Annotated in this window: 11 protein-coding genes and 1 tRNA gene; all 12 read left to right on the forward strand. The window is 64.4% G+C overall.

Annotation, left to right across the window (positions count from 1 at the left end; genetic code table 11):
- Nucleotide 1: 1 nt before the first annotated feature.
- The 12 genes from ubiB (at nt 2) to FHR66_RS21040 (ending at nt 11904) form a co-directional block, all read left to right on the forward strand.
- Nucleotides 2–1678 (forward strand): 2-polyprenylphenol 6-hydroxylase, encoded by a 1677-nt coding sequence (gene ubiB / locus FHR66_RS07220; RefSeq protein WP_160965205.1) that lies wholly within the window; start codon nt 2–4, stop codon nt 1676–1678.
- Between the two features lie 345 nt (nt 1679–2023).
- Nucleotides 2024–2659, forward strand: coding sequence for a transcriptional repressor LexA (gene lexA / locus FHR66_RS07225; protein WP_160964903.1), 636 nt, complete (start codon nt 2024–2026; stop codon nt 2657–2659).
- Nucleotides 2660–2855: 196 nt separating this feature from the next.
- Nucleotides 2856–3893 (forward strand): recombinase RecA, encoded by a 1038-nt coding sequence (recA, locus tag FHR66_RS07230; protein ID WP_160964901.1) that lies wholly within the window; start codon nt 2856–2858, stop codon nt 3891–3893.
- A 115-nt stretch (nt 3894–4008) separates the two neighbouring features.
- Entirely contained in the window at nt 4009–4503 is a 495-nt protein-coding gene (recX, locus tag FHR66_RS07235) for a recombination regulator RecX (RefSeq protein ID WP_160964899.1), read from the forward strand.
- Nucleotides 4504–4608: 105 nt separating this feature from the next.
- A complete protein-coding gene (alaS, locus tag FHR66_RS07240) occupies nt 4609–7260 on the forward strand; it encodes an alanine--tRNA ligase (RefSeq protein WP_160964897.1) in 2652 nt (883 codons plus the stop codon).
- A gap of 136 nt (nt 7261–7396) precedes the next feature.
- Nucleotides 7397–7612, forward strand: a complete 216-nt coding sequence (gene csrA, locus FHR66_RS07245; RefSeq protein WP_160964895.1) for a carbon storage regulator CsrA — start codon at nt 7397–7399, stop codon at nt 7610–7612.
- Nucleotides 7613–7694: 82 nt separating this feature from the next.
- Nucleotides 7695–7787 (forward strand) — tRNA-Ser (locus FHR66_RS07250).
- A gap of 69 nt (nt 7788–7856) precedes the next feature.
- Entirely contained in the window at nt 7857–9317 is a 1461-nt protein-coding gene (locus tag FHR66_RS07255) for a site-specific integrase (protein WP_237475225.1), read from the forward strand.
- Between the two features lie 24 nt (nt 9318–9341).
- Nucleotides 9342–9863, forward strand: a complete 522-nt coding sequence (locus FHR66_RS07260; protein WP_160964893.1) for a hypothetical protein — start codon at nt 9342–9344, stop codon at nt 9861–9863.
- A 277-nt stretch (nt 9864–10140) separates the two neighbouring features.
- A complete protein-coding gene (locus FHR66_RS07265; RefSeq protein ID WP_160964891.1) occupies nt 10141–10545 on the forward strand; it encodes an H-NS histone family protein in 405 nt (134 codons plus the stop codon).
- Between the two features lie 190 nt (nt 10546–10735).
- A complete protein-coding gene (locus FHR66_RS07270) occupies nt 10736–11206 on the forward strand; it encodes a hypothetical protein (RefSeq protein ID WP_237475224.1) in 471 nt (156 codons plus the stop codon).
- A gap of 365 nt (nt 11207–11571) precedes the next feature.
- Nucleotides 11572–11904, forward strand: coding sequence for a hypothetical protein (locus FHR66_RS21040; protein WP_237475223.1), 333 nt, complete (start codon nt 11572–11574; stop codon nt 11902–11904).
- Nucleotides 11905–12355 lie beyond the last annotated feature (451 nt).

Raw genomic sequence — 12355 nt, forward strand, 5'->3', positions numbered from 1 at the left:
GATGTGGGAGGCGTTGAGCACCGTCCGCGACCTGGGACGCCTGCAGGAAATCGCCTCGGTGCTGATCCGCTACGGGTTCGGCGACGTGGTCCGGCGCATCGGCATGGCCGACGTGCTGGAACGCGCCGGGCGCCTGCTGCACTGGCACAACGCCGAGGAGATGTTGCGCATGTCGGCGCCGCAGCGGGTGCGACGCGCGCTGCAGGACCTCGGCCCGACCTTCGTCAAGCTCGGCCAGGTGCTGGCCACTCGCGTGGACCTGCTGCCGCCGGAGTGGATCGACGAACTGGGCGAACTGCAGAACGCCGCGCCGGCGCTGGACTATCCGCAGATCCTGCCGCAGTTGATCGAGGCGCTCGGCGAGGAGCCGACGGCGATCTTCGCCAGGCTCGAGGAAACTCCGCTGGCCGCCGCCTCGCTGGCGCAGACCCACCGGGCGTGGCTGCACGACGGCACCGCGGTGGTGATCAAGGTGCGCCGCCCCGGCATCCGCGAGGTGATCGAGGCCGACCTGCGGCTGCTGGCGCGGCTGGCCGAGATCGTCGAAGCGCGCGCGCCGGACCTGAAGCGCTACCACCCGGCCGCGGTGGTCCACCAGTTCACCCTGTCGCTGCGTCGCGAGCTGGATTTCGCCGGCGAATGCCGCAATGCCGAGCGCATCGCCGCCAACTTCCAGGGACACGACGAGATCGTAATCCCGCGGGTGCACTGGCAGTGGACCTGCGAAACGTTGAACGTGCAGGACTTCGTCGCCGGCATCGGCGGCCGTGACCTGGCCGGAGTCGAAGCCGCTGGCCTGGACCGGCGGCAACTGGCGCGCACCGGCGCCGAGATCGTGCTGAAGATGGTGCTGGAGGACGGCTGTTTCCACGCCGATCCGCATCCGGGCAACATCTTCTATCTGCCGGGCGAGCGCATCGCGGTGATCGACTTCGGCATGGTCGGGCGCATTTCCGAGCAGCGCCGCTACCAGGTGGTGCAACTGCTGCACGGCCTGGTCACGCAGGACGCCGAGGCGGTCGCCGACATCCTGCTGGAGTGGACCGACGGCGAGGTCGAGGTCGACGAGGCGCGCCTGCAACTGGAGATCGCCGCCTTCGTCGACCAGTACCGCGGCGTGCCGCTGAAGGACCTGCGGGTCGGCGCCATGCTCGGCGACGTCACCGCGCTGCTGCGCCAGCACGCGCTGGCGCTGCCGGCCGACCTGGCGCTGATGATCAAGACCTTCCTGACCCTGGAAGGGGTGGGGCGCCAGCTCGATCCGGACTTCGACATGGCCGGCGCCGCCGCCCCGTACCTGGAGCGGGTGATGCTGCAGCGGTTCGCGCCGCGGGCGATGGCCAGGCGCGGCCGCCGCACCGTGCTGGGCGCGCTGGAACTGCTCGGCGACCTGCCGCGCGATACGCGCCGGCTGCTGCAGGCGGCGCGACGCGGACGCCTGCAGTTGAACGTGGAGACCGGCTCGCTGAAGGGCTTCGGCGACCAGGTCAACCGCGCCGCCAACCGCCTGACCATGGGTATCGTCACCGCCGCGCTGATCATCGGCTCGTCGATCGTGATGAACAGCGTCGGCGGCATTTCCAGCCGCTGGCTGCTGGCCATTGGCGTCTGCGGCTTCGTCGGCGCAGCGCTGTCGGGGGTGTGGATCCTGTTTTCGATCTGGCGCAGCGGGCGCTGAGCGCCGCGAGCCTTCGAGCGCGGTCCGCCGCAGGCGTCGAGGCTGCTGGCCAAGCATCGCGCCGCTTCCAATCGAACCGCTTCCACAGGAGTGTCGGCGCGCGTCCTCCCCTGTGGGAGGGGCTTCAGCCCCGACGCGATGTAACCAAGTCGCTCGGCACACATCGCTCTGACACTCTGTAACGACCTGGAAGAACGCGAGAGGCCGCGACGCATCTGCCAATGATGGGCTGCCATCGCAGACTGTCGCGCCGCCCAGCCGCAGCGGCCGGCGACGCCGCCCGCCGGCACCCCGGATTCACACGCCAGTTGCTCGCCAGTCGATTTAGTAGTATTACTACTAACCATGGAACTCACCGAAACCCAGCAGGCGATCCTCGACCTGATCGCCGAGCGCATCGAACACGATGGCGTGCCGCCATCGCAGACCGAGATCGCCCGTGCTTTCGGCTTCAAAGGCGTGCGCGCGGCCCAATATCACCTGGAAGCGCTGGAACAGGCCGGGGCGATCCGCCGCGTGCCCGGGCAGGCGCGCGGTATTCGCTTGCTCGGCGGGGCGGCGGCCCCGGCGCCCGCGCCGCAGGTGGACAGCGCCGACGTGCTGCGCCTGCCGGTGCTCGGACGCGTCGCGGCCGGCCTGCCGATCGGCGCGGACATCGGTTCGGACGACTTCGTGGTGCTGGACCGGGTGTTCTTCTCGCCGGCGCCGGACTACCTGCTGAAGGTGCAGGGCGACTCCATGCGCGACGAAGGCATCTTCGACGGCGACCTGATCGGCGTGCATCGCACCCGCGATGCCCGTTCCGGGCAGATCGTGGTGGCGCGCATCGACGAGGAGATCACGGTCAAGCTGCTGAAGATCGGCAAGGACCGCATCCGCCTGCTGCCGCGCAATCCGGACTACGCGCCGATCGAGGTGTTGCCGGACCAGGAGTTCGCCATCGAAGGCCTGTACTGCGGCCTGCTGCGTCCCAACCGCTGATGCCGTACCGGGAGCAGGGCATGCACTACAGTGCCGGCCGGACTTTTCCGACCCCAGACATCGCCATTCGCCGCTGCCGCAGCCCGGTCCGGACGAATTATTTTCATCTCGCCACGCACTGTCTCAGTCCGTGCGATACCAGGCCTTTACATTGACCTCACTCCGCAAATCCTCCTCACCTTCCAAGGACACCACAATGGACGAGAACAAGAAGCGCGCGCTCGCTGCCGCCCTGAGCCAGATCGAGAAGCAGTTCGGCAAGGGCTCGGTGATGCGGATGGGCGATCGCGTCATCGAAGCAGTGGAAGTGATTCCGACCGGCTCGCTGATGCTGGACATCGCGCTGGGCATCGGCGGCCTGCCGAAGGGCCGCGTGGTCGAGATCTACGGTCCTGAATCCTCGGGCAAGACCACCCTGACCCTGCAGGCCATCGCCCAGTGTCAGAAGAACGGCGGCACCGCCGCGTTCATCGACGCCGAGCACGCGCTGGATCCGATCTACGCCGCCAAGCTGGGCGTCAACGTCGACGAGCTGCTGCTGTCGCAGCCGGACACCGGCGAGCAGGCGCTGGAAATCGCCGACATGCTGGTGCGCTCGGGATCGGTGGACATCGTGGTGGTCGACTCGGTCGCCGCGCTGACCCCCAAGGCCGAAATCGAAGGCGAGATGGGCGATCAGTTGCCGGGCCTGCAGGCACGCCTGATGAGCCAGGCGCTGCGCAAGCTCACCGGCAACATCAAGCGCTCCAACACCCTGGTGGTGTTCATCAACCAGTTGCGCATGAAGATCGGCGTGATGATGCCGGGCCAGAGCCCGGAAGTGACCACTGGCGGCAACGCGCTCAAGTTCTACGCCTCGGTGCGCCTGGATATCCGCCGCATCGGCGCGATCAAGAAGGGCGACGAGATCATCGGCAACCAGACCAAGATCAAGGTGGTCAAGAACAAGCTGGCGCCGCCGTTCAAGCAGGTCATCACCGAGATCCTGTACGGCGAGGGCATCAGCCGCGAAGGCGAACTGATCGACATGGGCGTGGAAGCCAAGCTGGTCGAGAAGGCGGGTGCCTGGTACAGCTACGGCAGCGAGCGTATCGGCCAGGGCAAGGACAATTCTCGCCAGTACCTGCGCGACAACCCGCAGGTGGCGGCGAAGCTGGAAAGCGAGCTGCGCGAGAAGTTCCAGCCTGCGGAAATCGCGCCGAGCGAGGCCGAGGCGGAAGACGCCGACGCGTAATGGTTTTCTGCCGGGGGAGCGGTGGAGTCAGTGCCGCTTGTCTCCCTCGGCAGTCTTGAGCAAACCAGGAGGGCGCGCGCCAGGGACGGCGCATTTGAATGGGGTGGCATGGCCCATGAGCGACGAACAGGGACAAGAAGCACCACGCCGGCGTCGCCGGCAACCGGAGCAGACTCCGTTGCAGAAGGCGCTGGGCCTGCTGGTGCGGCGCGAGCATTCGCGCAAGGAACTGACCCGTAAACTGCGTGCGCGTGGGGTGGAAGCCGACGCCGCCGCCGAAGCGGTGGAGCGCTTGACCGGCGAGGGCTGGCAGGACGACGGCCGTTTCGCCGAACTGCTGGTGCGCAGCCGCGCCGGGGCAGGTTACGGCCCGCTGCATATCCGTGCCGAGCTTGGCACCCACGGCCTGGACAGCGAGGCCATCGCCACCGCGATGGGCGCCTTCGAGGGCGACTGGACCGAAAACGCCCGCGATCTGGTCCGGCGCCGCTTCGGTGCTGCCGGGGCGATGGATCTGCCGCAGCAGCGTAAGGCCGCCGATCTACTGGCGCGGCGCGGTTTCGATGGGGATAGCATCCGCGCCGCCGTGCGCGACGCTGCGGAGGACTGAGCGGGCCGGGCCTGCTACCCTTGGCGAGTTGTCTTGTCCGGTTTCCGGGGCGCCCTCATCTACGAGGGATGCCAGGAAGCCCGTCCGCTCGTCTATAGCCAGCCCATGAACGCACCCGCCAAATTCTCCACCTCCCAGATCCGCAGCGACTTCCTCGACTTCTTCAGGGGCAAGGGCCATACCATCGTGCCGTCCGCACCGCTGGTGCCCGGCAACGATCCGACGCTGCTGTTCACCAATTCCGGCATGGTGCAGTTCAAGGACGTGTTCCTGGGCGCCGAGAAGCGCAGCTACGTGCGCGCGGCGGACGTCCAGCGCTGCCTGCGCGCCGGCGGCAAGCACAATGACCTCGATTCGGTCGGCTACACCGCGCGCCATCACACCTTCTTCGAAATGCTCGGCAACTGGTCGTTCGGCGACTACTTCAAGAAGGACGCCATCGCCTGGGCCTGGGAGTTGCTGACCCAGGTCTGGAAGCTGCCGGCCGAGCGCCTGCTGGTCACCGTCTATCACACCGACGACGAGGCCTACGGCCTGTGGCGCGACATGATCGGCGTGCCTGCCGAGCGCATCGTGCGCATCGGCGACAACAAGGGGGCGCCCTACGCCTCGGACAACTTCTGGCAGATGGCCGACACCGGCCCCTGCGGCCCGTGCACCGAGATCTTCTACGACCACGGCGCGCACATCGCCGGCGGTCCGCCGGGATCGCCCGACGAGGATGGCGACCGCTTCATCGAGATCTGGAATCTGGTGTTCATGCAGTTCGATCGCCAGCCCGACGGCACGTTGGTGCCGCTGCCGGCACCCTGCGTGGACACCGGCATGGGTCTGGAGCGCCTGGCGGCGATCCTGCAGCACGTGCACACCAACTACGAGATCGACCTGTTCCAGACGCTGATCCGCAAGGCGTCCGAGCTGACCGGCACCGCCGACCTCGAGAACAAGTCGCTGCGCGTGATCGCCGATCACATCCGCGCCTGCGCGTTCCTGATCGTCGACGGCGTGCTGCCGTCCAACGAAGGCCGCGGCTACGTGCTGCGCCGGATCATCCGCCGCGCCCTGCGCCATGGCTGGATGCTCGGCGTGCGCCAGCCGTTCTTCAGCAAGCTGGTGCCGACCCTGGTGGAGCTGATGGGCGAGGCCTATCCGGAACTGGCCGCGGCCCAGGACACCGTGCTGCGTGCGCTGCAGGCCGAGGAGGAGCGCTTTGCCGAAACCCTCGACGCCGGCATGAAGATCTTCGAGGACGTCGCCGCCAAGGCGCAGGATGGGGTGATCGCCGGCGAGGATGCTTTCCGCCTGTACGACACCTATGGCTTCCCGCTGGACCTGACCCAGGACATCGCCCGCGAGCGCGACCTGCGCGTGGACGAGCAGGGTTTCGAGACCGCGATGGACGAGCAGCGCCGGCGCGCGCGTGAAGCCGGCAAGTTCGGTGGCGGCGTGCAGCTGCCGGCGGATCTGGTGGCGACCCTGGCCCCGACCGTGTTCCTGGGTTACGACAGCCTGCAGGCCGATGGCCTGCGCGTGGTCGCCCTGCTCAAGGACGGTCGCCCGGTGCAGTCGGCTGAGGCCGGCGACGCGGTGATCGTGCTGACCGACAAGACCCCGTTCTATGCCGAATCCGGCGGCCAGGTCGGCGATCTCGGCACATTGACCGCCGCCGGTACCCGCCTGACGGTCACCGACACACAAAAATTCGCCGGCCAGTTCCATGGCCACGTCGGCACGCTGGAAGAAGGCAGCCTGAAGCTCGGCGATGTGCTCGCCGGCCAGGTCGATGCCGAGCGCCGCGGCGCCACCATCCTCAATCACTCGGCGACGCACCTGCTGCATGCCGCCCTGCGCGAAGTGCTGGGCACTCATGTCCAGCAGAAGGGCTCGCTGGTGGCGCCGGATCGCCTGCGCTTCGACTTCTCGCACTTCCAGCCGATCGGAGCCGAGGAACTGGCGCTGATCGAGCGCAAGGTCAATCAGCAGGTCCGCGCCAACAACGCTGTCGAAGTCCATCAGATGGGCATGCAGGAAGCGCTGGATTTCGGTGCGATGGCGCTGTTCGGCGAAAAGTACGGCGAGCGCGTGCGCGTGCTCAAGATGGGCGACTACTCCACCGAACTGTGCGGCGGCACGCATGTCGGGCGGACTGGCGACATCGGCCTGTTCAAGATCACCAGCGAAGGCGGCGTCTCCGCCGGCGTGCGCCGCATCGAGGCGGTGACCGGGCAGGGCGCGCTGGACTATGTGGCGGCTGAGGAGGCCCGGCTGCGCGAGGCGGCCGACCTGGTCGGCGGCAACAGCCACGACGTGGTCGACAAGATCCGTCAGCTCGGCGATCGGTACAAGCGCATGGAGCGCGAGTTGGAGGCGCTGAAGTCCAAGCTGGCGTCCGGTGCCACCGCCGACCTGGCCGGATCGGCGGTCGACGTCGCCGGCGTGAAGGTCCTGGCGGTGCGGCTGGAAGGCTTCGATGCCAAGGCCCTGCGCGAGGCAATGGACCGCCTGAAGCAGCAGTTGGGCGACAGCGTGATCGTGTTGGCCGGCGCCAGCGAGGGCAAGGTCGCCCTGGTCGCCGGCGTGAACGGCAGCCCAATGGGACGGGTCAAGGCGGGGGAACTGTTGAGCCACATCGCCGGTCAGATCTCGGGCAAGGGCGGCGGCCGCCCGGACCTCGCCCAGGGTGGTGGCGAGGACGGGCCCGCCCTTGCCCCTGCACTCGCTGGCGTCCCCGCCTGGGTCAAGCAACATCTCCCCTGAACATACGCGCGGCGCGCCTTGCTGGCAGGGCGCGGCTTCCCGTAACATCACCCCTCTTTTCACTTTCATTATGGGGCGTGCCGCAGCGCGGGCGCCGTGCCGGTGAAGCCCACCGGTTCCCTGGAGAATTCTAAAAATGTTGATCCTGACTCGCCGGGTAGGCGAAACCTTGATGATCGGCGATTCGGTCACCGTGACGGTGCTTGGGGTCAAGGGCAATCAAGTGCGTATCGGCATCACCGCGCCGAAGGATGTGGCGGTGCATCGCGAAGAGATCTACCAGCGCATCCAGCGCGGCGACGAGCCGAACTCGCACGGCGGTGGTCACGGCGGCGATCAATCTGCCGATTGATGCGTCGAAAGGGTTTACCTGAGACCCCACAACCCGGTATTCTTCGCGCCCGGTCGCGGAAATATCCGCAGCGCAGAAATCCGGAGTGATGCCCGAGTGGCTGAAGGGGCTCCCCTGCTAAGGGAGTATAGGGTCAAAAGCTCTATCGAGGGTTCGAATCCCTCTCACTCCGCCAGTGTCAAGGAAACGCCCGCAAATCAACGATTTGCGGGCGTTTTTCTTTTCGACCACCTTGGACACTCGCTTGGACACTTCCATGCGAGTAGCGCACTACCTCACCCGCGGCGAGACCGGCCGCTTCTACGTTCGTTTGCGCATTCCTGCGGATCTGCAGGCGCGCTTCGGCCGAAAAGTCGTCAAGCGCAGCACCGGCACGACGTGCGATCGCGCCGCGCTTGGCTACGCGTTGCTGATGCAGCAGCGCTATGCTCGAGCCTTCGCAGCCATCAGGAACGGCAGCATGGGATCGGAGCTGGATGAGCTCTTGAGGAGCCTGGAGGGCACGTCGTCGCTCGAACTGATCCTCAAGGACGTGAAGCTGCCGGGCGGGGCCTCGTTCGGGCAGGTGGAGATCAACGACGACAAGGACCTGTCGCTGTTCAAGCAACTGGCGGCGCAGCACTCGGTGTCCTTGCCGTCGTCTACACCGTTCCCGCCGCGCAGGGTCGTCAAGCCCATCGGTGAGGCTCGCCCTGTCGGCCTGACCCTCGCAGATGCGCGCGACAAGTATCTGGTCAGCATCCAGGGCAAGAACACCGCCAAGACCATCGTTCAGAAAACCCGGGCCTTGAAGGACCTGGAGGTCTTCGTGGCCAGCCAGCGCAAAGGCAAGCGTCCCGTGTTGCTGAAGGAGCTGGCGCGCACCGACTTCTCGGAGTGGTTCCTGCACGAGACCGCGCAGAAGCGGGTCATCACCTACATCACCAACCGGTTTTCGGCCTGCGCAGACTTCATCAAGTGGGCGCAGACGGCTGGGCACTACCCGCAGGGCGACAACCCGGCTTCTGGGCACGCCTCCGTGCCCAAGCAGCTGAAGAAGCAGCGGGCGAAGAGCCATGGCTCGCAGGCGTTCACCCCCGACCAGGTCAAGCGCATCTTTGATCCGGAGAACTTCAAGCAGCTGAAGGGCGACGCGGCGCGGTGGCTCCCGCTCATCCTGCTTTACACCGGCGCCCGCTCCAACGAGGTGGCCCGGTTGGAACTGGAGGACTGCCGGGAGGAAGACGGCATCCCCATCTTCCACTTCACCTGGATGGGCGAGGACAAGAGCCTCAAGACCGATGCCAGCGATCGGAAGACACCCGTGCACCCGGACCTCATCAAGATGGGCTTGTGGGAGCGCGTGGAGCGGCTCAAGGCCGCCGGTGAGACAAAGCTCTTCCCCGAGCTGAGCTTCGACGCCAAGAACGGCCCGGCCGGCCGGACCCAGCACGCGTTTTCACGCTACCTGGTCAAGCTGGGCATCAAGGCGCGGGGCGGCGGCAGGGTGGGGCACCACAGCTTCCGAGACACCGTCATCGGCGCGCTGAAGGCCGCCGGGGTCCATCGGGAGTTGCGGGAGGAATACACGGGGCACGAGCTGTCGGATCGGCAGGAGCATGCCCATGCGTATGAGACGGAGTTTAGTCCGAGGGCGCTGGCTGAGGCTTGCCATCCCGCTTTGACTTGGCAGTTGGATACAAAGCTCATTGAGGGCTTTGCCTAATTAATCTTGGTATCGAGGTTGTGTGTGAGCGACTATCACGTGAAGCTTGTCAATGTAAGGTTTAAGAAAATCAAAGAATCTGGAGAAGCGACGGCTGATCAGGTTAGAAACAACTCTTGGGTGGTAAACGCAGGCTTGCCGGTTGAAGTGCAAAGGGGAATAAGAGATTTTGAGTTTGAAGAAGGCTTTGATGGAGAATTGATAGGTGACGAAGATTTTGTGGTCGAAGCATCTGAGCTTGATGGCCGCTGGATCGAGGGCTTTGATATGGCCGTTGGTAGTGAGCTAATGAAGTGTGTATTTTCGGACTCGTTTACCGGCGTGCTGGTCTTCGAGGCCTTATTCATAGGCAGGGGGAGAAAGTCCATATCGCTGCCGAAAAGGTTTCTGGTGTTTCAGGCTGGGAATTCGGGGGCACTCTATTCGTGTCCAGATGTCAATTCTGCTTGGGCGGCAGCTGCCAAGTTGATCAATGGACAAGCACTGAGTAGTGAAGTAAAAGGGCTCAGTCTGTCGCTTCCCCGGAGGCGCGGTCCGCACCCTTGACGGAGTTTGGATTGCCAGTCCACAAGCGCGGAACATCACCAATCTCTTGGTCTTGCCATAGGCTGGGCCTCTCTGGTGCCAGACGAAGAATGCTGCTCTGCCACTGATGTATGCATACATCAGTGGCCGCATCGGCCTCAGCTCTCGCTTGTTCTACCGGGAGCCTCGTTAAGGCAGCCAAAAAGGCTCGATTCCAAAAATCTTCGATTGTCATTGCAGCCATCTCTCAGTGCGGGTAGGCTTTAATAGATCGAATTTCTAATTTGTCAAATTCTCAATGGCCCAATCGTCTCTCGCAACCATCGCTAGCGCTAAATCCAAGCTTGAAGAGGAGCTCCGCAAGCTTGAAGAGCAAGAAGCAACCCTCCGCCAAGAACAGGCTGCTTCGGCTGTAACCGAGATCATCGGCCTGCTGTCCCAATACGGCGAGCACTTCACCCCGAAGCAGAAGGCCGAGCTGGCGGTGGCCATTGGGGTCAGTAGCCCAGGCCGTGGCCTCAAGGCTGCTCCTGCCAAGGCCAAGAAGGAAGTCGCCCCCAAGTATTGGCTACCCCATACCCACGAGACCTGGAGCGGCCGTGGCCGTCCTCCGCGTGCCTTCACGGCTTGGGAGGGCACCGCTGCCTACAAGCAGTGGAAGGCCAGTCACCCGGACGAGAAGTTTCCGAAGTATCCCGGGTAGCCGTCTGGGACGTTTATTTAGAAGAAGCCCTGGATTGCCGGGGCTTCTTGCTTTGGGAAGCTGAGAAAATTTCCAGATGCTGTCTCGCTCTGTGCGACACCTCTCCTATCTACTCCTGCCGTGGCGCGCATCGAATGTGGGGTGCTGGCCGCGAGGGCTGACAAATCAACCAGCGAGGGAGAGAAGAATCATGAGTGACTTGCACTTGGATGCGAACAGCGTTTTCAACGGAATTGTCGTTGCTTTGCTGCTTGGAGGAGGTGGTTGGGCGTTGGGTTGGGCAAGGATGCGGCTAGGTCTGATGAACGACAGGATCACCCTTAAAATCCATCGCGCTGAGCTAAACAAGGTGTTGAACCTTCAGCGGGATCCGGCAAAAGTTACAGCGTTTCTTCTCACCCAACTCCTCTGCTGCTTCGCCATCTTGGGCGTGGCAATGGCGTATTCGACGATCGCTTTTATGGATGGGGGAGCGAAATGGATGGGGCCAGTTGTGTCGATCCTTGGATTGGCCATTTACACCTGTGCCGTCTATGCGATCGGCATCATCATTCGAGTGAAGAAGGGGGCCAAGTATGTGCAGCGTCAGGAAGCGAAAGTTGCGGCGCTTGAGGAGGGGCTTGAGCGACGGAATGTCGCAAAGCAAAAAGCACGGGAATAGTGCTGTAGTTTGCTCACTGGCCCGCGTAAGAGTTTTCTGATGCTGCGGTCAGCCTTCAACTGATCGCACGTCCGTGCGCCTTATGACATCCTGTCTCCGTCGTCTAGGCCACTTCACCCACCATGGTTGGGGGACGGGGGCCAGAACCTCCACCTAAGCGCCGACGACCAGAGGCCTCGCATGCGAGGCCTTTGCTTTTGCGCCTGGGGCTCCTTGGCCAGGCGGGAGCGGGCGTGAGAAGGCCGCCGGCCGGAAGCATCTGTCTATCCTCGTAGACGTTTTGAGCAGCCTTCTTGCTGGTGCTTGCCCGCCCATCTGGCCAGCAGTAGCGTTTCCGCAACGCTTCCCTCGTCAAGGAACGAACGATGAAAACCCTCTCCGGAGCATTGCTCGGATTGGCCGTGCTGGCTGGTGGCCTCTCTCCGGTCGCCAAGGCAGCGGACCAAGTGATGAACCCTGGCGACGTCATCGAGGGCATGGGGGAGCGCGTGCCGCCAGGCAAGAAGAACGTCAGCCTTTCCCCGCTGTTCAAGGCTTACACCTTCGAAAAGGCCGGCCTCAAGTTCCTACAAATAAACTCGCTGCAGGACGAGGTCATCACGGTCATTGTCGTGACCCCGGGCGCTGAGACGCGCCTGCCGATCGGGTCGGCCGCGGGCCAGCCGCTGCTCGTGCTCAAGGGCGATACCGCCAGCTGAGCCGGTATCCCGCAGGAGCTATCCCGGGTGAGCGTCATGTCGAGAGGTTCAGGCTGACCCTAGTTGCTGCCTGGCCGCGTCGGACCAGCCAAGAGAAAGTCCCAGGCGACCTGAGGCTTTGGAGGAGGCGTGTTGTGCCGGCACGCGAGCAGCTCAGGTCGCAGTTGTTCGGCAGCGGTCAGGGTCAGAACGCGCAACCATGCCTCCGGCATGTCGTATGTGCACAAGGTGCGTTTGAAGGTCTGGCGACCAACCACGGGTTGCAAATCAACGGAGACGTGCGGGAGATAGGACCAGAGTCCGGGCGGGACTCAAACGGAGTCGTGTGTCCCGTGTTGCGCCTGACTCTCCTACAGCACGCAAACCAGGAATGACGCCTGACTTGTGAACCTCCAATGTGGCTTCACGCAAAGGGGGCGCTAGCGTAATCTGCTGGTGTCGGCGAACAAGA

It is taken from the genome of Xanthomonas sp. F4, from assembly GCF_011761895.1.